We start from the raw sequence: 17,720 nt of genomic DNA, 5'->3' as shown, positions 1-17,720 counted from the left end.
GGTGGAGACCTGCAAGCTGAACGGCGTCGATCCGCAGCGCTACTTCACCGACCTGCTGACCCGGCTCGTCAACGGCTGGCCCAACAGTCGCATCGACGAGCTCATGCCATGGTGCTGGGCCAGCGCCGGTGAGCAAACGTCAAGCGCCGCCGCGTAGGGCCTACAGACAGCGCTTACGCAGGCGCTCTACAGCCTTTCGGATGAGCAAGCAGAATTTCAGCTGCGGGACCGGTTGTCGTTCATGCGCTTCGCGGGTCTCGGCCTGCACCAGGCGGTGCCGGATGCCAAGACGATCTGGCTCTACCGCGAGCAGCTCAAGCAGGCGGGTGCCATCGAAGGGCTGTTCCGCCGCTTCGACGAGGTCCTGGCCGCCAAGGGCCTCCTCGCCATGGGCGGGCAGATCATCGACGCCACGATCATTGCCGCGCCGCGCCAGAAGCTCACCCTGGAGGAGAAGGCCACGATCCGGGAGGGCGGCACACCGGCGTATTGGTCGAAGGCCAAGCGGGCGCAAAAGGACCGGGATGCCCGCTGGACGCTCAAGCGCGGGAGAGCCAAGCCCAAAGCCGAAGGCACACAGCGCCAGGCCATTCAGATCGCGGTGCCGATTTTCGGCTACAAGAGCCATATCGGCATCGACCGGCGGCACGGGCTGATCCGCCGCTGGACGGTGACCGATGCCGCCCAGCACGACAGCCGTAGCTTTCCCGCCCTGCTCGATCCCGGGAACACGGCCAGCCGCGTCTGGGCGGACACCGCCTACCGCACGAAGCGCAATCTGAAAGTGCTGGAACGGCGCGGGCTGAGCGAGCGCATCCTGTTCCGCCGGCCGCCTCGGCGCCCACTCTCCGAACTGCAGGCGAAAGCCAATGCATCACGCGCCCGGATCCGCTCTGGCATCGAGCATGTCTTTGCTGTGCAGAAGCACCGCATGGCGCTGTTCGTCCGCACCATCAGCCTGGCCCGGGCGCAGGTGAAGATCGGCATCGCCAACCTGGCGTACAACTTTGCCCGCCTGGCCTGGCTCAGCACCCGAGCTGCGCCCGCATAGCCCCACAGCTCCAACAAAGAGTGCACCGGCTGCCCCAAGCCGATCATCTGGCCCCATTAGCAGGGGCGCGTCACGGCCTGAGGCGACCATTCTGCGCGCGAAGGCCGTGCAGCAGCGGGTATTTCGAGGTGTCCAAACGGCTGGAGCGGGGACGCTTCATCTGGCCGCCACCAGCCGGCGGGGTAGTGTCCATCTCCGGCCGCAGTTGGCCTACATGCTGGAGGGGATCGACTGGCGGAACCCGCGGCATATCTGGCCGCCGAACGCCCCAAGCAGCATCTGACTGCTTACGCGGGGATCCTGCAGGCCGACGCCGATGCCGGATTCGGCAAGCTGTACCTGCCCGGCCGCAAGTCTGGGCCGATCACGGAGGCGGCGTGCTGGGCGCATTTCCGGCGCAAGGTGTCTGGACTGGCTGAGGTGGGCCGTGCGCGGCTGGCCGCTGAGGCCGTGCGGTGGATCGACCGGGTGTTTGACGCCGAGCGGACCGTGAATAGGTCCTCGGCGGAGGACCGCCTGCAGCACCGGCAGAGCGTCGTGGCCCCACTTGTTGCCAGCCCGTGTGCCTGGATGTTGGAGAGCAGGGGCAGGCTATCGAGCCACAACGACCTGGCCAAGGCACTGGACTATGCGCTCAAGCGCTGGGCCGCGTTCACCCAGTTCCCTGGCGAAGGCCGGATCTGCCTGACGAACAACGTGGCCGAGCGCGCCCTCCATGGCGTGGCCCTCGGTCGAAAGGCCTGATTGTTCGCGGGCAGCGATCGCGGTAGCGAGCGGGCCGCCATGTACTCCCTCATCGCCACAGCCAAACTGAACGATGTCGACCCGCGTGCTTGGCTTGTCGACGTGCTGGCCCGCATCGCCGACTACCCCACCTCCAGGCTCGACGAACTCCTGCCCTGGAACTGACACCGCGCCCAAGCCTCAGCGGCCGCCGCCGCCTGAACGTCAACCGCTGCCATCACCTGGGTACGTTCCACAGTATCTATCGAGCGGCGCTTTAGCCCGAGCTTGACCGGCAGGCGGCGTGGCGGACAGCCGAGGTGAGGTAAGGGCGCGTCGGTGCGCATCGCTGCGGGCGGCCGAATGGCCATGGGTGGGGATGATCGCCGCTATCGGGTTCGGCCAGACCTCCCCGGGAGCTTGCCCGGCCAACGGCCGGCCTTCTGGCGTCGCCTCCGGGAGTACGGCCGGCCATCCTTTGGCTCCATCCGCCACAGCCTGGCGGTCTCCATGCCCTGGAAGGTGTTCGGCGGCGGCTGGCGTGGCATAAGCGCGTCTGAACCGCTTTCAGCCCTGGGCCCCATGATCCGTCTAGACAACATCAGCAAGCAGAACGGCCAGCAGCTTCTCTTCATCGAGGCCTCCGCGGCCCTCCAGAAGGGCGAGAAGATCGGCCTCGTGGGCCCCAACGGCGCGGGCAAGACCACCCTTTTCCGCATGATCACGGGGCAGGAGCCGCCGGATGAGGGGCTGGTGCTGGTCGAGCGCGGCGTTAGCATTGGCTTCTTCAGCCAGGATGTGGGGGAGATGTCCGGCCGCAGCGCGGTGTCCGAGGTGATGGACGGCGCCGGCGATGTCAGCGCCGTGGCCGCCGAGCTGGCGGCGCTGGAAGCCGCCATGGCCGACCCCGCGCAGATGGACGCGCTGGACGCCATCATCGAGCGCTTCGGCGAGGTGCAGGCGCGCTTCGAGAGCCTGGGCGGCTATGCGCTGGAGGGCCAGGCGCGCGAGGTGCTGGCCGGCCTCAGCTTCAGCCAGGCCATGATGGATGGCGATGTGGGGGCGCTCTCCGGCGGCTGGAAGATGCGCGTGGCGCTGGCCCGCATCCTGCTCATGCGCCCCGACGTCATGCTGCTGGACGAGCCGAGCAACCACCTCGACCTGGAAAGCCTGATCTGGCTGGAGCAGTTCCTCGCCGGCTACGAGGGCGCGCTGCTGATGACCTCGCACGACCGCGCCTTCATGAACCGCATCGTCAACAAGGTCATCGAGATCGAGGGCGGCGCCCTGACCTCCTATTCCGGCAGCTACGAGTTCTACGAGCAGCAGCGGGCGCTGAACGAGAAGCAGCAGCAGGCACAGTTCGAGCGCCAGCAGGCCATGCTGGCCAAGGAAATCAAGTTCATCGAGCGCTTCAAGGCGCGCGCCTCGCACGCCGCCCAGGTGCAGAGCCGCGTCAAGAAGCTGGAGAAGATCGACCGCGTCGAGCCGCCGAAGCGCCGGCAGACGGTGGCCTTCGACTTCATGCCCGCGCCCCGCAGCGGCGACGACGTGGTCAACCTGCGCGGCGTGCACAAGCGCTACGGCGACAGGGTGATCTATGAGGGGCTGGACTTCCTGGTGCGCCGCAAGGAACGCTGCTGCGTGCTCGGCACCAACGGCGCCGGCAAGTCCACGCTGCTGAAGCTGGTGGCCGGCACGACCGAGCCGGATGCGGGAACCGTGGCGCTCGGCGGCAGCGTGAAGATGGGCTATTTCGCGCAGCACGCCATGGAGCTGCTGGATGGCGACCGCTCCGTGTTCCAGGCGCTGGAGGATGCCTTCCCGCTGGCGGCGCAAAGCTCATTGCGCGCCCTGGCCGGCTGCTTCGGCTTCCCGGGGGACGAGGTGGAGAAGAAGTGCCGCGTTCTCTCAGGCGGCGAGAAGGCGCGGCTGGTGATGGCCCGGATGCTCTACGACCCGCCGAACTTCCTGGTGCTCGACGAGCCGACCAACCATCTCGACATGGCGACCAAGGAAATGCTCATCGCAGCCCTCGCGCAGTACGAGGGCACCATGCTGTTCGTCTCCCACGACCGGCACTTCCTCGCGGCGCTGTCCAACCGGGTGCTGGAGCTGACGCCGGAGGGCATCCACCAGTATGGCGGCGGCTACACGGAATACGTGGCCCGGACCGGCCAGGAGGCGCCGGGGCTGCGGCACTGAGCCGCGCCCGGCGTGGCGGGCAGCCCCGGCCCGGTCTCAATCCGCCGCCGACAGGGGCATCGCCGCGGGGGTCAGCGTTCTGACCGCTCCGGCCGGCGCTTCCGCCTTGCGGAACCATTCCAGCGTCGCGCGCAACCCGTCGGCCAGGGGTGTTTTGGGGCCCCAGCCCAGCACCTCCCGCGCCCGGCTGATGTCCGGCTTGCGGCGGCGCGGGTCGTCCTGCGGCAGCGGGTGGTAGGTGACGGCCGAGCGGTGCCCGGTCAGCGCCAGGACATCCTCCACCAGCTTGTGCACCGTCTGCTCGTTGGGGTTGCCGAGGTTGACCGGGCCGGGCTGCGGCCCGTCATGCGCCATCAGCCGCACCAGCCCGTCCACCAGGTCATCGACATAGCAGAAGGAGCGGGTCTGGCTGCCGTCGCCGTAGATGGTGATGTCGGCGCCGGCCAGCGCCTGGGTGATGACGTTGGAGACGATGCGGCCGTCATCGGGCAGCATGCGCGGGCCATAGGTGTTGAAGATGCGCACCAGCCGCACCTCCGCCCGGCGGGCGCGGTCGAAGTCGAAGCACAGCGCCTCGGCGGCGCGCTTGCCCTCGTCGTAGCAGGCGCGGGGGCCGGTGCAGTTGACGTTGCCGGAATAGGTTTCGACCTGCGGGTGCACCTCCGGGTCGCCGTAGACCTCGCTGGTCGAGGCCTGCAGGAAGCGGGCGCCGTGCCGCTCGGCCAGGCGCAGCAGGTTCCGCGTGCCCAGCACGTTGGTCATCATGGTGTGCTCGGGGTCCGCCTGGTAGTGCGGCGGCGAGGCGGCGCAGGCCAGGTTGAACACGCGGTCCAGCCGGCGCGGCAGCGCCGAGGCCGGCAGCGCGTCGATGATGTCGGCCTCGATGAAGGTGAAGCGCGGCGAACGCCGGAGGTGGCGCAGATTGCCCCCCGAGCTGGTGAGCAGGTTGTCCACGCAGAACACATGCGCGCCCTGGGCGATCAGCGCATCGCACAGATGCGAGCCGAGGAAGCCGGCCCCGCCGGCAACCAGGACATTCCGTGGCTTGGATGCACTCATGCGCTTTCTCTTTCATCGGCCTGGTGGCGGGTCGTCCTGTCTCGCCTCGCCCCGCGCAGCAGGGCCTCGAGCTGCGCGGCGCGGTGCTCCGCCGTATGGGCGGCGAGAATCCTGCGGCGCGCGGCCTCGGCCTGGCGGTCGCGCGCCGTGTCGTCAGGGTCGAGCAGGACCGGCAGGACATCCTCCGCGCCATCGGCGAGCAGGATCTCGGTGCCGGGGGAGAGCACGTCCTCGATGCCGCTCCAGCGGTCGGAGATCACCGGGCTGCGGCAGGCGGCGGCCTCGAACAGCCGCACGCTGGGGCTGAAGCCGGCCCGCACCATGTCGGCGCGGGTGACGTTCAGCGTGTAGCGGCTGGCACTGTAGAAGGCGGGGTGCGCGCTGGGCGGCACGTGCTCCAGCCGCTCCACATTGGCCGGCCAATCGATGCCGGCCGGGTATTGCGGCCCGGCCACGGCGAAGCGCAGATGCGGCGCGCGGCGGGCCGGCTCCAGCAGCAGCCGCTCCAGCACCGGCTGGCGGTCGGGGCTGTAGGTGCCGAGATAGCTGAGATCCCAGCGCCGCGGCGTCTCCACCGGCCGGTAGGCCGCCGCATCCACCGAGCAGTACAGCGCCCGCGCCATCGGCGAGTCGTAGCGCCGCATCAGCAGCTCCAGCGTCGGGCCGCCGGTGAAGGAGCAATACAGGTCGTAGCCGGGGATCAGCGCGGGCGAGAGGTATTCCTCGTCGCCCTTCTCCAGCTTGGCCAGGGTGACGGGCGTGTCGATGTCGTAGAAGGCGCAGACGCCGTCCTTCATCCCCTGGGCCATCTCCTGCGCCATGCGGCCGACCGCGACGCCGTCCGGCACGTAGGAGCCGACCATCACCGCGTCGGCGGCCGCGATCTCGCCCTGCCAGCGGCGCAGATCGTCCAGCTCCTGGTAGAGTTCGAGGCGGCAGAAATCCGGCGCCGGCATGTCGCGGTGCGCGGCGTACCAGGGCTTGTCGCGCTCCAGGAACAGCACCGCGTGGCCGCGCTGCGCGAAGGCGCGCAGCAGGGCGCGGAAGGTGGTCGCGTGCCCGTTGCCCCAGGAGGAGGACAGGGTCAGCCCCAGCACCACCAGCCTCATGCGGCGTCCTTCCGCGCGAGCGCCGCGCGCAGCAGCGCATCGACCTCGGCGCCGCGGCGCGCATAGGTGTGGGATTCGAGGACACGGCGCCGCGCCGCCGCACCGATGGCCTGGCTGCGCTCCGGCGTCAGGGCCGCGACATGGTCGGCGACATCCTGGCCGTCGCGCGCCACCAGCACCTCCTCGCCCTCCTTCAGGAACATGTCGAGCCCGACCCAGGCATCGGTGATGAGGCAGGCGCCGGCGCCGGTGGCCTCGAAGACGCGGGTGGCGGGCGACCAGCCGGTCTGCGCCATGCTGTCGCGGGCGATGTTCAGCACCGCGAGCGGCGAGGTGTTGAAGGCGTTGTGCTCGCGCGTGTAGACATGGCCGAGATGGCGCACATTGCCGCTCATCGGCTTGCTCTCCCAGCCATTGCCGCCGATCAGGAAGGCGCGCTCCGGCAGCAGCGCGGCGGGGCGCAGGAAGAACTCCTCCACCCGCGCCTCGCGGTCCGGCAGGCGGTTGCCGAGGAAGGAGAGGTCCGCCCTGAAGCGCGGCTCGGCCGGCACCGGGTGGTGCGTGGCGGGATCCACCGCGTTGTAGACCGGCACGCAGCGCCGCGCGCCGAGCCCCTCATAGGCCGCGACCACCGGCGGGCCGCCGCCATAGGTCAGCACGAAATCCAGCTTCGGCAGGGTGCGGCGCAGCGGGTGGTCCGGCTGCGGCGTGATCTCGGCCAGGGTCGCCGGCGCGTCCACGTCCCAGAAGATGCGGATGGCGCCGGGGCGGGCGGCTTCCATGACGCCCTCGATCAGCTCGTTGTCGAACACGCCGACGCCGCTGGCCTTGACCACCACATCGGCCTGCCGCGCCTCGGCCACCACGCTGCGCAGCGCATCCTCCGTCGCCGGATAGACCACGACGCGCGCCCAGTCCGGCGGCTCGATGTCGCGGTGCTGCTGCCGGTCGAAGGCGTCGGGCTCGTAGAAGGTGATGTCGTGGCCATGGCGGGACAGCTCGTGCAGCATGCCGCGGTAGTAGGTGGCCGCGCCGTTCCAGTAGGAGGACAGCAGGCTGGAGCCGTAGAAGGCGATCCTCATGCGGCGTTTCCCATCATCTTGGGCCCCCTCGTCTCGGGTGAGGTCATCAATGTGTCGGCGATGGCCAGCAGCTCGCGCATGCGGTGCTCGCAGCCATGCCGGGCGCGTACGGTCTCGAGCCCGTGCGCCACGAGGGATTCGCGCAGCGCCGCATCCTCCCGGATCGCCACCATGTGGCGCCGCATCTCCGCGCCGTCGCGGGCGACGAGGTAGTCCGTGCCGGGGCGGAACAGCGTCTCGCTGTCCTCCCAGGGGGCGCTCAGCAGCGGGATGCCGCAGGCCAGCGCCTCGAAGACACGGATGGTCGGGATGCCGGGGAGCAGCCGCGTGTAGTAGCGCCGCGGCACATGCACGGTGGCGAGGTGGCGCGCGAACACCTCCGGCGCGCGGGCATTCGGCACCCAGCCACGGTAGCGGGCGCCATGTTCCGCGAGCCGCGCCCGCGCCTCCTCCGGGTAGCGCACGCCGTGGATGTCGAGCGGCAGGCGCGCCTCGCGCGCCGGGCGCAGCAGGAAGTCCTCGATCTCGGCGCTGCGCTCGCCATCGCCCCAGTTGCCGATCCACACCAGGCCCTCGCGCCGCTCCTCGGCGGCGGGCGGGTGGAAGTGGCGCAGGTCGGCCGCCTCGTGCCAGACCCAGACGCGGTCGCCCCAGCCCCAGCGGCGATAGACGGCCGCCAGCGTCTCGCCGAAGGCCAGCACGCCGTCATAGCCGGAGAGGTCGAAGGCGCGGATCGCCTCAGGGTCGCTGACCGCGCGGTGATGCGTGTCGTGGAACAGCAGGCGGAAGCGGCCGCCCCGCGCGCGCAGCCGGCCGATGCGCGCCACCACCGCCGGATCGTTCCATTCATGGACGATGACCAGACCGGCCTCGCCCAGCGCGTCCTCGATCTCCGCCGCGTCGCCGTAGCTCTGCGAGGCGAGCTCCGGATAGGCGGCGCGGAATGCGTCGAGCCCCGCCTCGCCGGCATCGCGGCGCAGATTCTCCAGGCTCCAATTGCCCTTCGGCTCGAAGACGGAGACCTCGTGGCCATGCAGCACCAGCTCGCGCAGCACGCCGCGCAGGAAATGCGCGTTGCCATGGTTCCAGCAGGACAGCAGGGAGTGGGTCAGATAGGCGATCTTCATGCCGGCGCCTCCATGGCCTGGGATGCGGGGACGAGCGCGCGGTAGAGGCCCAGCGTCGCCGCGACCATGGCCTCCGCGGTGTAGCGGGCGGCGCGCAGCCGCGCCGCCTGGCCCCGCGCGCGGCGCAGCCGGGGCGAGGCGGCGAGACGCCGCAACGCCGCCGCGAAGCCCGCCGCGTCGCCGGGCGGCACATAGTCGGCGGCGCCGCCCCAGATCTCGCGGAAGGTCGGGATGTCGGAGAGCACCAGCGGGCAGCCCGCCTGGGCCGCTTCCAGCACCGCCAGGCCGAAGGGCTCGTAGCGCGCCGCCGAGGCGAAGAGAGGGCGCTGCGCCAGGATGCCCTGCATCGCCGCGCGGTCGAGGCTGCCCCGGCCCTGCAGGTGGCGCAGCGCGACACGCGCACCGCCCGGCCCTGCCACCGGCCCGGCCGCGAGGAGGGGGAAGGGGAGCTCCGCCGCCGCCGCATCCAGCGTGGCGACGTCCTTGCCCTCGTCCCACAGCCGCCCGGCGGTGAAGGCGAAGGGCAGGGCGGCGGGGGAGTGCGGCACCGCCCAGGGAGGGATGCCGTTGTGGACCAGCCGCGGCCGCTCCGGCAGGCCGTAGAGCGCCTGGGTCGCCGTGGCGAAGGCCGCGCTGGGGGCCGCCAGAAGGTCCGCCGCGTGGTAGCCCTGCGCCAGCAGGTCGCGGTGCCAGGCGTAGGCGGCCGGCAGCGGCCCGGGCTTCACCGCCGCCCACCAGCTCGCCAGGCAGGAATGGCAGAAGGCCAGCACCGGCACGGGGAAGCGGTTGCCGGCCGCGAGGGCTGGGCTGTTGAGGTGCAGCAGGCCCGCGCCGCTCTCCCGCACCAGCGCCGCGAGCCGCCGCCCGCTCTCCTGCACCGCCGCGGCGTCGGGCGCCATCCAGTCGAGCGGCAGCCCGGTCTCGAGCAGGCGCAGCCCGGGGAGGGCCGCCGCTTCCAGCCGCTGCGCGGCGCCGGGCGCGGGGCCCAGCACCGCCAGCGTCACCTGCATCCGGCGCGCCAGCAGGCCACGGCACAGGGCCATGGCGTAGGACCAGACCCCGCCCACGGCATCCGCGGTCACCAGGATGTGGAGGGGCCGGGCAGCCAGCCTCACGGCGCGGCGCCCACCACGTCCAGCGCCGTGCTGCCCTGCCGGCTGTCCAGCCAGCGCGCCAGGGCGGCGATGCCGCGCTGCCAGGGCGTCGGCTCGCCCAGCGCCAGCTGCTCCCGCACCCGCCGCGTGTCGGACACATAGTAGCGCTGGTCGCCGGCGCGCCAGTCGCCATAGACGGTCTCCACCGGATGGCCGATCTCCGCCTCGATGACGGCGATCACCTGCCGCAGGCTGACCGCGTTGCCGGGGCCGCCGCCCAGGTTGAAGGCCTGGCCCTGCACCTGGCCGATCCGCCGCCAGGCAGCGATGTAGGCGTCCACCGCATCCTGCACCTGCAGCAGGTCGCGCACCTGGCAGCCATCGCCGAAGATGGTGATCGGCTCCCGCCGCAGGGCGCGGATCAGGAAATGCGCCACCCAGCCCTGGTCCTCCGTGCCCATCTGCCGCTCGCCATAGATGCAGCTCATGCGCAGCACGGCGGTGGGCAGGCCGAAGGAGCGGGCATAGTCCAGCACATACTGCTCCGCCGCGCCCTTCGAGCAGCCATAGGGCGTGTGGAAGTCGAGCGGGCGCTGCTCGCCGATGCCGGTGGCGCGGATCGCCGGATCGGCCGGCACATACGCGTCGCCGATCCGCTCCAGGGCGATGTCGGGCAGGTTGCCGTACACCTTGTTGGTGCTGGCGAAGACCAGCGGCACCGCCTCGCCGCGCCGGCGCAGCGCCTCCAGCAGGGTGAAGGTGCCGCGCAGGTTGACGTCGAAATCCTCGCGCGGGTCGGCGAGGCTGGTGGTCACCGCCACCTGCGCGGCGAGGTGGAACACCGCCTGCGCGTCCTGCGCCGCCGCCTGCACGGCGGCATCGTCGCGCAGGTCGGCGATCACCGGGATCATCCGCGCGCCATGCTGCTGTCGCAGCCATTCCAGGTTGGCCGCGACGCCGGGCCGGGCCAGCGCATCGAACACCAGCACCTCATGCCCGTCGCGCAGCAGGCGGTCGGCCAGGTTGGAGCCGATGAAGCCGGCGCCGCCGGTGACCAGCACCGGCTTCCTCCGCTCCCCTGGCCGCAGCGCCGGCGCGGCGAGCGGACCCGGCCCGCTCACGCCACCAGCCCCCGGGTCTCGAGCTCGCTGCGCGCCTGCTGCACCCGGTCCTCCGCCTGCTGCCGCGCCACCCACTCGGCGAGTTCCGCGAGATCGGCCTGGAAGTCACGGTCCACGCCGAACCCCAGCTCCCTCTGGATCTTGCCGATGTCGGCGATGTTGTGGCGGATGTCGCCGCTGCGCGTCTTGCCGGTGATCTCGGGCGCCAGATGCGGCTTGCCCATCGCCGCCGCCAGCGCCTGCGCCACCTCCGTCACGGTGCGGTCATGCCCGCTCGCGACGTTGTAGACCTGGTTGGCGGCTTCCGGCCGCTCCAGCGCCAGGTGGAAGGCGCGCGCCACATCCTCGACATGCACGAAGTCGCGCCGCTGCAGGCCATCCTCGAAGATCACCGGCGGCTGGTCGTTGTGCAGGCGGGAGGCGAAGATCGCCAGCACGCCGGTATAGGGGTTGGAGAGTGCCTGGCCGGGGCCGTAGGCGTTCCACAGCCGCAGCGCCACGCCTTCCATGCCGTAGGCCGGCGCCAGCGTCAGGGTCAGGCATTCCTGCGTGTGCTTGGAGATGGCGTAGACCGAAGCCAGCGCCGGGCGCTTGCTTTCCGGCGTCGGCACCGGCCGCAGCGGGCGGCCCTGCGCGTCCAGAGGGTCCCAGGGGGCGTCGGGGCCGCGGCGCGGCGTGCGCCGCACATCCTCGTGCAGCACGCCGTCGGCGTCCTCGTACAGCCCCTCGCCATAGATGCTCATGGAGGAGGCGACCACCACGCGCTTCACCGGCGCGTCGATCAGCTGCTGGAACAGCACCGCGGTGCCGAAATCGTTCACCGAGACGTAGCGGTCCACCGCATACATGCTCTGGCCAACGCCGACCTCGGCCGCGAGATGCACCACGCGGTCCGAACCGCGCAGGGCCCGCCGCACCGCGTCCGGATCGCGCACGTCGCCATGCTGGAACTCGGCGTCCGGCTCCAGCAGGTCGGGCCGGCTGCGCTCGCCGTGCACCTGCTCGATCAGGCTATCCAGCACCCGCACATGATAGCCCTGGCGCAGCAGGCGGCGCGCCAGATGGCAGCCGATGAAACCACCCCCGCCGGTGATCAGAACAGTCTCTTGCACTCTGGCAATCCCCCTGCGTCGAGGCCACGAAGCGTTCCGCGCATCCGCAGGAACAAAGAAGATGATGTAGAAGCTGAACCGCCCCGCTATGGCCAGGTTCCCGATTCCGTCGCCGCCATGATGAGGCTTGGAATGCCCTGACTGGAGGCCCAAACCCTTCTATCCACAAGGGTTGCAGCGCGCCTCCGTCCTGCGCCGCAGGATCACAAAGATGTCATGCAGCCGAAGGAACAAAGAAGCTGGTGCGGAGTTGTGGCCACCATGCGCTGTGACGTTCTAGCCTGAGCGGCGTGGCCGGACGCCTGCCCGGAGCATCTCCGGAAGCGGGCGGCATCGTTGAAGCAAGGAGGATTCGTGTCGGCATCCAGGTCTCTTCGTGTCGGCATCGTCGGTGTCGGCAACTGCGCCTCCTCTTTCGTGCAGGGGCTCTCCTACTACCGCGACGCCGATGTGAACGAGCCGATCCCCGGGCTGATGCATGCCGATCTGGGCGGCTACCATGTGCGCGACGTGGAGGTGAGCTGCGCCTTCGACGTCAACGCCGCCAAGGTGGGCCGCGATGTCGCCGATGCGGTGCTGGCCGCCCCCAACAACACGCGCCTCTTTTCCAGGCCCGCCCCCACCGGGGTGAAGGTGGAGCGCGGCCCGACCCTGGACGGCCTCGGCCGCTACGTGCGCGGCTCCTTCGAGGAATCGCAGGCGCCGGCCGCCGATGTCACCGACATCATCCGCCGCAGCGGCACGCAAGTTCTCGTGTCCTACCTGCCGGTCGGCTCGCAGCAGGCCAGCGAATGGTACGCGGAGCGCGCGCTGGAGGCGGGCTGCGCCTTCGTCAACTGCATCCCCGTCTTCATCGCCTCGGATGCGCGCTGGCAGAAGCGCTTCGAGGAGCGCGGCCTGCCGATCATCGGCGACGACATCAAGAGCCAGGTCGGCGCCACCATCGTGCACCGCGTGCTCGCCAACCTGTTCCGCGAGCGCGGCGTGCGGCTCGACCGCACCTACCAGTTGAATTTCGGCGGCAATTCCGACTTCCAGAACATGCTGGAGCGGGAGCGGCTGGAATCGAAGAAGATCTCCAAGACCCAGGCCGTCACCAGCCAGTTCGACGTGCCGCTGCCGGCCAATGACGTGCATGTCGGCCCCAGCGACTACGTGCCATGGCTGGAGGACCGCAAATGGGCGCATATCCGGCTCGAGGGCACCGCCTTCGGCGGCGTGCCGCTGAGCCTGGAGTTGAAGCTGGAGGTGTGGGATTCGCCCAACTCCGCCGGCATCGTGATCGACGCGGTGCGTTGCGCGCGCATCGCGCTGGACCGCGGCCTGTCCGGCGCGCTGACGGCGCCTTCCAGCTACTTCATGAAGTCGCCGCCCAAGCAGTACACCGACCATGAGGCGCGCGAGCGCACGCTGCGCTTCATCCAGGGGCTGGACTGACCGCGCGGCATGGCGCTGACGCTGTTCCTGCTGCGCCACGCCGCGCATGACCGCGTGGCGGACACGTTGTGCGGGCGCATGCCGGGGGTCGCGCTGGGCGCCACCGGGCGGGCGCAGGCCGCGGCCTTGGCGGCGCGGCTGCGCGGCGAGGCGATCGTGGCGCTGCACACCAGCCCCGTCCAGCGCTGCCGCGAGACCGCCGCGCCGGTCGGCGCGGCGCTGGGCCTGTGCGCGCAGGCCGAGGAGGCGCTGGCCGAGATCGATTTCGGCGACTGGACGGGCCGCCGCTTCGACACGTTGCAGGACGACCCGCGCTGGCATCACTGGAACAGCGCGCGCGACGCGGCGGCGGCGCCGGGCGGCGAGTCCATGCAGGCGGTGCAGCGCCGCATGCTGGGCTGGATCGGCGCCGCGCGGCAGCGCCACCCGGAGGGCCGCATCGCCCTCGTCAGCCATGGCGACGTCATCAAGGCGGCGCTGTGCCATTTCCTCGGGCTGCCGTTGCAGGGCTATGAGCGCTTCGACATCGCGCCCGCCTCGGTCAGCACGCTGGCTGTCTGGGAGGGTGGCGGCAAGGTGCTGGGCCTGAACGAGCAGCCCTTTCCCCGAACGGAGGCGGCATGACCCCTGACAGGATCCGCGAAGAGGCCGCGAAGCTCGGCCCCTGGTTCCACAACCTCAACCTGCACGGCGTGCAGACCGCGCCGGAGCATGCCCTCGGCGACTATCCCGCATCCGTCTGGCAGTATTTCGGCCACGCCCTGCCGCAGGATCTCAGCGGCAAGTCGGTGCTCGACATCGGCTGCAACGCCGGCTTCTTCTCCATCGAGATGAAACGGCGCGGCGCCGCGTGCGTGCTCGGCGTCGATTCCGATCCGCGCTACCTGGACCAGGCGCGCTTCGCGGCACGCGTGCTCGGCCTCGACATCGAATACCGAGAGTTGTCGGTCTACGATGTCGGCGCGCTGGGCGAGCGTTTCGACGTGGTGCTGTTCATGGGCGTGCTCTACCACCTGCGGCACCCGCTGCTGGCGCTGGACCTGCTGCGCGAGCACGTGGTGGGCAACCTGCTGGTGTTCCAGAGCATGCAGCGCGGCCCGCGCGAGGTGGAGCCGGCGCAGGAGGACTATCCCTTCGCGGCGGAGGAGCAGTTCGCCCGCCCCGGCTGGCCCAGGCTGCACTTCATCGAGCACCGCTACGCCGGCGATGTCACCAACTGGTGGATCCCCAACCGCGCCGGCGCCGAGGCCATGCTGCGCAACGCCGGGTTCGAGATCCTGCAGAATCCGGACCGTGAGATCTATCTCTGTCGGCCCGCCGCGCTTCCTTACGGCTCGGCCGCCGTCTACCCCGCAAGAGGCGTGCGCTGATGCTTGAATCCGTGATGATCTGGAACGAGCCCAACAACAAGTCCCACTGGGACCCGGAGCTCGACCCGGATTGGGTGATGTTCGCCGAGACGGCGCGGCTCGCCGGTCAGGCCATCCGCGCCGAGCATTCCTCGCTGCCGCGCGTGCTGGGCGGCATGTCGCCGATCGACCCGGTGTTCATCATGAAGATGCAGCAGCGCGGCGTGCTGGACGAGGTGGAGGCGGTCGCGGTGCACGGCTTCCCGCTCGACTGGAACAACTGGCTGATCCATGAGTGGCCGGCGAAGCTGAAGGAGATCCAGGCGGTCACGCACCTGCCGGTCTGGGTGTCGGAGGTCGGCGTCTCCACCTTCGGCGCGGAGGAGGTGCAGCTCTGGGGCCTGCAGCGCACGGCGGAGCTGCTGATCGGGCAGGCGCCGCGCATCCACTGGTACAGCCTGTACGACCTGCCGACCCATTGGGAGGCCACCACGCGCCACCGCGAGGCCGAGGGCTCCTCCTACTACCGGCACTTCCACATGGGCCTGCTGCGCGAGGACGGCACGCCGAAGCTGGCGATGGAGGAGTTCGAGAAGCACACGCCGCATCTCGGCATCTGCCAGTGGTTCCACTACCAGGATCACCGGCTGGACGATGCGGTCACCTGGCTGAAGCGCCTGGGCGTGACGCATCTGCGCACCGGACTGTCCTGGGCCGACAGCTTCCGCCCCGACGCGCTGGCCTGGTTCGACCAGCAGATGGAGGCGCTGCGCGACTTCCAGGTGACCGCCACCTTCTGCTTCACGCCGGAGCATCGCGGCATCGCGCCGCACCACACCAGCCCGCCGCAGGTGAAGGAGGAGTTCGCCGAGTTCTGCGCCAGCATGGTGCGGCGCTACGCCGGCTGAGCGCCGGCCCGGGGCCGGGGGCTGGCTGCCCCCGGTCTTCCTCCCCTACCGCCCGTAGATGCCGTCCAGCACCCGCGCAACGTCGGTGATCTGCTCCACCGCCGGGTCGTAGCGCTCCCCCCCGGCCAGGCGGCGCGCCCAGTCCGCCGCCGCGCGGCCGCCCCATGCGTCGGGCGGCGCGGCCAGCACCTCGCGCGCCGTGCCGCGGTAGCGCTCGGCGGTGAAGTCGTAGAAGGAGCCATTGACGTTGCGCAGCGCCGCGCCGCCCTCGGTGCCGTAGAAGGCCGCCGAGATCATCGCGTCGCAGCCGGCCTGCAGCCGCCAGGAGCAGGCCAGGCGCAGCGCCGTGCCGTCCCGCAGGTCGATCTGCGCCGTGGCGTAGTCCTCGACCCGGCCGGGCCGCGCGCCGAGCCGCTCGCCGCCCGCGAACAGCGTGCCCGACACCGCCCCGACCGCCGGGAAGTCCAGCGTCCACAGCGCCAGGTCCACCAGATGCACGCCCAGGTCCATGACGCAGCCGCCGCCCGACTGGGCGGGGTCGTAGAACCAGGGCTTGTCCGGGCCATAGGCGTTGTGGAACACCAGATCGACGGCGTGGATGCGGCCGAGCTCGCCGGATTGCACCAGTTCGCGGATGCGCCGCATCCCTTCGGTGAAGCGGTAGGACAGGTCCACCGCCAGCAGACGGTCGGCGGCCCTGGCGGCGTCCACCACCGCCTGCACCTCGGGCGCGGTGCGGCCGAGCGGCTTCTGGCAGAACACCGCCACGCCGCGCCGCAGGGCCTGGGCCGATTGCTCGGCGTGCAGGGCGCTGGGGGTGGCGATCACCAGCCCGTCGAGCTCCTGCGCCAGGAGTTCCTCCAGCCCGTCGGCGCGGCGGGCGCCGGGGGCCAGCCGCGTGGCCTCCTCCAGCATGGCGGGGCTGGGGTCGGCGATGGCGGCGATCTCGGCCAGGCCGGTCTCCGCGATGGCCTGCATGCGGTGCCGGCCGATCCAGCCGATGCCGAGGAAGCCGATGCGCGGGCGGCTCATGGCGCCGTTCCCTCCGGCATGGTCACCACGGCCTTGAGGAAGCCGTCCGGCCTGTCCCGCGTGGCGTCCAGCGCCTCGGCCAGGCGGTCGAGCGGGAAGCGGTGGGTGTAGAGCGGCGCCGGGTCCAGCCGGCCCGATGCCACCGCCTCCAGCGCCTCCCGCATGCCCGCCATGTAGATCTCGGGGTCCCGCTCATGCGCGTTGATCACGTCGATGCCGCGCCAGTTCCACAGCCACATGTTGACCTGCCGCGGCCCGTCCTGGTGGTAGCCGGCGACGACCAGCCGGCCGCGCTCGGCCGTCAGCTCGCCGGCCAGGTCCAGCGGCCACTGCTTGCCGACGGCCTCGATCACCCGCTCGCAGAAGCGGCCCTCCGTCAGCGCCTTCACCTGCGCGATGATGCCGTGGTGGTCCTCCAGCGGGATGGTCTCGGCCGCGCCCATGCGCCGCGCCAGGTCCAGCGAGTAGGCGCGGCGCGAGATGGCGATGACCCGTGCCCCCGCCTGCGTCGCCAGCCGTGTCAGGATGGCGCCCAGGAAGCCGATGCCGATGATGGCGACGGTCTGCCCCGCCTCGATGCCGGCGCGGCGGAAGATGTTCATGGCGCAGCCCAGCGGCTCGCCGAGGAAGGGCTGGCCCGCCAGGGCCTCCGGCAGCGGCAGCACGTGGCGCGCCTCGGCCAGGTCGTACTCGGCGTAGCTGCGGAAGGACAGGGCGGCGACGCGCTGGCCGGGGGCGAGGCCGCCCACCCCCTCTCCCACCGCGTCGATCACGCCCCAGCCCTCATGGCCCAGGCCGCCCGGCTCGCCAGGGAACTGCATCCATTCGGGGCCGGACCAGGGCGTCAGGTTGGAGGCGCAGACGCCGCAACCCTCCAGCCGCAGCCGCACCTGGCCGGGGCCCGGCTCGGGGCGGGGCACCGCGCGGATCTCCATCCGGCCGGGGCCGGTCTGCACGGCGGCCCGCATGGTCGGGGCGGCGGGCGCTTCCCTCATCACGGTGTCTCCTGCGGGCGCGGGGAGGGAAGGGACGGCCGGACGCGGCATTCGGTTCGCAAGAGGACACTCCGCTCGATGGGGAAAGGGCCGCGGCGGCACCGGCCGCGCCCTTCCTGCCGGGAAACCAGGCCGGGCGCCGAGGGGCAGCCCGGCCGCCGTGGCAGCGCCCGCCGCACCCGGCCATGACGGCACGGGGCAGGGGGGCTTTCCAGCGGCCAAGCTTCAACAACCGGGAAGAAGCCGGGGCGGCGGCATCACAATCCCGGGAATCCGGGGGCGGCCCGTCCGGCGGGGACCATCCCCAGCCGCCGCG

Annotated in this window: 17 protein-coding genes and 1 pseudogene; 9 read left to right on the top strand and 9 right to left on the bottom strand. The window is 71.1% G+C overall.

Annotated features, from left to right (window positions below):
- The 5 genes and pseudogenes from CR165_RS20035 to CR165_RS20020 form a co-directional block, all read left to right on the top strand.
- Window positions 1–157, top strand: a 157-nt coding sequence (locus tag CR165_RS20035) for a transposase domain-containing protein (RefSeq protein WP_146201948.1), incomplete at its 5' end; no start/stop codon positions are given.
- 27 nt (window positions 158–184) lie between these two features.
- Window positions 185–1,051: pseudogene (locus CR165_RS20030) on the top strand (IS5 family transposase); the annotation flags it as partial.
- 231 nt (window positions 1,052–1,282) lie between these two features.
- Complete coding sequence (locus CR165_RS20025) at window positions 1,283–1,795, top strand: IS66 family transposase (RefSeq protein ID WP_456316327.1); 513 nt, start codon at window positions 1,283–1,285, stop codon at window positions 1,793–1,795.
- A gap of 39 nt (window positions 1,796–1,834) precedes the next feature.
- Window positions 1,835–1,960 (top strand): transposase domain-containing protein, encoded by a 126-nt coding sequence (locus CR165_RS26290; RefSeq protein WP_456316326.1) that lies wholly within the window; start codon window positions 1,835–1,837, stop codon window positions 1,958–1,960.
- Between the two features lie 396 nt (window positions 1,961–2,356).
- The gene (locus tag CR165_RS20020; RefSeq protein WP_109518708.1) at window positions 2,357–3,979 is read left to right on the top strand and encodes an ABC-F family ATP-binding cassette domain-containing protein; all 1,623 of its coding nucleotides are present in this window, start codon (window positions 2,357–2,359) and stop codon (window positions 3,977–3,979) included.
- A gap of 36 nt (window positions 3,980–4,015) precedes the next feature.
- Here the strand turns inward: CR165_RS20020 and CR165_RS20015 are convergent, their stop codons facing one another.
- The 7 genes from CR165_RS20015 to CR165_RS19985 are packed head-to-tail and all read right to left on the bottom strand — an operon-like array spanning window position 4,016 to window position 11,683.
- The gene (locus tag CR165_RS20015) at window positions 4,016–5,038 is read right to left on the bottom strand and encodes a UDP-glucuronic acid decarboxylase family protein (RefSeq protein ID WP_109518707.1); all 1,023 of its coding nucleotides are present in this window, start codon (window positions 5,036–5,038) and stop codon (window positions 4,016–4,018) included.
- On the bottom strand, window positions 5,035–6,147 hold the full coding sequence (locus CR165_RS20010; protein WP_109518706.1) for a CgeB family protein: 1,113 nt from the start codon (window positions 6,145–6,147) through the stop codon (window positions 5,035–5,037). Before CR165_RS20010 ends, CR165_RS20015 begins: the two co-directional genes overlap by 4 nt.
- A complete protein-coding gene (locus tag CR165_RS20005; protein WP_109518705.1) occupies window positions 6,144–7,229 on the bottom strand; it encodes a CgeB family protein in 1,086 nt (361 codons plus the stop codon). Before CR165_RS20005 ends, CR165_RS20010 begins: the two co-directional genes overlap by 4 nt.
- Window positions 7,226–8,356 carry a CgeB family protein gene (locus tag CR165_RS20000; RefSeq protein WP_109518704.1) on the bottom strand — a complete coding sequence of 377 codons (1,131 nt, stop codon included), beginning with the start codon at window positions 8,354–8,356 and terminating at the stop codon, window positions 7,226–7,228. Before CR165_RS20000 ends, CR165_RS20005 begins: the two co-directional genes overlap by 4 nt.
- Entirely contained in the window at window positions 8,353–9,471 is a 1,119-nt protein-coding gene (locus CR165_RS19995) for a glycosyltransferase family 4 protein (protein WP_245906607.1), read from the bottom strand. Before CR165_RS19995 ends, CR165_RS20000 begins: the two co-directional genes overlap by 4 nt.
- Entirely contained in the window at window positions 9,468–10,571 is a 1,104-nt protein-coding gene (locus CR165_RS19990) for an SDR family NAD(P)-dependent oxidoreductase (RefSeq protein WP_219929797.1), read from the bottom strand. Before CR165_RS19990 ends, CR165_RS19995 begins: the two co-directional genes overlap by 4 nt.
- Window positions 10,568–11,683 carry an NAD-dependent epimerase/dehydratase family protein gene (locus CR165_RS19985; protein ID WP_109518703.1) on the bottom strand — a complete coding sequence of 372 codons (1,116 nt, stop codon included), beginning with the start codon at window positions 11,681–11,683 and terminating at the stop codon, window positions 10,568–10,570. The genes CR165_RS19990 and CR165_RS19985 overlap by 4 nt, the downstream gene beginning before the upstream one ends.
- Window positions 11,684–12,037: 354 nt before the next feature.
- Here CR165_RS19985 and CR165_RS19980 point away from each other — a divergent pair, with 354 nt between their 5' ends.
- From CR165_RS19980 to CR165_RS19965, 4 genes are read left to right on the top strand one after another with little or no spacing between them, the layout of a single operon-like run.
- The gene (locus CR165_RS19980) at window positions 12,038–13,120 is read left to right on the top strand and encodes an inositol-3-phosphate synthase (protein WP_109518702.1); all 1,083 of its coding nucleotides are present in this window, start codon (window positions 12,038–12,040) and stop codon (window positions 13,118–13,120) included.
- Window positions 13,121–13,129: 9 nt separating this feature from the next.
- Window positions 13,130–13,744: a histidine phosphatase family protein gene (locus CR165_RS19975; protein ID WP_109518701.1), complete on the top strand. Its 615-nt coding sequence runs from the start codon at window positions 13,130–13,132 to the stop codon at window positions 13,742–13,744.
- Window positions 13,741–14,490: a TIGR04290 family methyltransferase gene (locus CR165_RS19970; RefSeq protein ID WP_109518700.1), complete on the top strand. Its 750-nt coding sequence runs from the start codon at window positions 13,741–13,743 to the stop codon at window positions 14,488–14,490. The genes CR165_RS19975 and CR165_RS19970 overlap by 4 nt, the downstream gene beginning before the upstream one ends.
- Window positions 14,490–15,377 carry a beta-xylosidase gene (locus CR165_RS19965; RefSeq protein ID WP_109518699.1) on the top strand — a complete coding sequence of 296 codons (888 nt, stop codon included), beginning with the start codon at window positions 14,490–14,492 and terminating at the stop codon, window positions 15,375–15,377. The genes CR165_RS19970 and CR165_RS19965 overlap by 1 nt, the downstream gene beginning before the upstream one ends.
- A gap of 45 nt (window positions 15,378–15,422) precedes the next feature.
- Here the strand turns inward: CR165_RS19965 and CR165_RS19960 are convergent, their stop codons facing one another.
- Together CR165_RS19960 and CR165_RS19955 are read right to left on the bottom strand one after the other, a co-directional pair.
- Window positions 15,423–16,409: a Gfo/Idh/MocA family protein gene (locus CR165_RS19960; RefSeq protein ID WP_109518698.1), complete on the bottom strand. Its 987-nt coding sequence runs from the start codon at window positions 16,407–16,409 to the stop codon at window positions 15,423–15,425.
- On the bottom strand, window positions 16,406–17,404 hold the full coding sequence (locus CR165_RS19955; protein WP_219929796.1) for an MDR/zinc-dependent alcohol dehydrogenase-like family protein: 999 nt from the start codon (window positions 17,402–17,404) through the stop codon (window positions 16,406–16,408). Before CR165_RS19955 ends, CR165_RS19960 begins: the two co-directional genes overlap by 4 nt.
- Between the last annotated feature and the right edge of the window lie 316 nt (window positions 17,405–17,720).

It is taken from the genome of Teichococcus aestuarii, from assembly GCF_003116135.1.
Lineage (GTDB): Bacteria > Pseudomonadota > Alphaproteobacteria > Acetobacterales > Acetobacteraceae > Pseudoroseomonas > Pseudoroseomonas aestuarii.
The sequence above is the reverse complement of the archived record's forward strand: the minus strand, read 5'-3'. Positions and strand labels throughout refer to the sequence as shown.

Excerpts from the sequence above, each read along its gene's own strand:
- CR165_RS26290 (WP_456316326.1), top strand. The coding sequence starts at position 1,835 with ATGTACTCCCTCATCGCCACAGCCAAACTGAACGATGTCGACCCGCGT.
- CR165_RS20020 (WP_109518708.1), top strand. The coding sequence starts at position 2,357 with ATGATCCGTCTAGACAACATCAGCAAGCAGAACGGCCAGCAGCTTCTC.
- CR165_RS20015 (WP_109518707.1), bottom strand. The coding sequence starts at position 5,038 with ATGAGTGCATCCAAGCCACGGAATGTCCTGGTTGCCGGCGGGGCCGGC.
- CR165_RS20010 (WP_109518706.1), bottom strand. The coding sequence starts at position 6,147 with ATGAGGCTGGTGGTGCTGGGGCTGACCCTGTCCTCCTCCTGGGGCAAC.
- CR165_RS20005 (WP_109518705.1), bottom strand. The coding sequence starts at position 7,229 with ATGAGGATCGCCTTCTACGGCTCCAGCCTGCTGTCCTCCTACTGGAAC.
- CR165_RS20000 (WP_109518704.1), bottom strand. The coding sequence starts at position 8,356 with ATGAAGATCGCCTATCTGACCCACTCCCTGCTGTCCTGCTGGAACCAT.
- CR165_RS19975 (WP_109518701.1), top strand. The coding sequence starts at position 13,130 with ATGGCGCTGACGCTGTTCCTGCTGCGCCACGCCGCGCATGACCGCGTG.
- CR165_RS19970 (WP_109518700.1), top strand. The coding sequence starts at position 13,741 with ATGACCCCTGACAGGATCCGCGAAGAGGCCGCGAAGCTCGGCCCCTGG.
- CR165_RS19965 (WP_109518699.1), top strand. The coding sequence starts at position 14,490 with ATGCTTGAATCCGTGATGATCTGGAACGAGCCCAACAACAAGTCCCAC.
- CR165_RS19960 (WP_109518698.1), bottom strand. The coding sequence starts at position 16,409 with ATGAGCCGCCCGCGCATCGGCTTCCTCGGCATCGGCTGGATCGGCCGG.
- CR165_RS19955 (WP_219929796.1), bottom strand. The coding sequence starts at position 17,404 with ATGAGGGAAGCGCCCGCCGCCCCGACCATGCGGGCCGCCGTGCAGACC.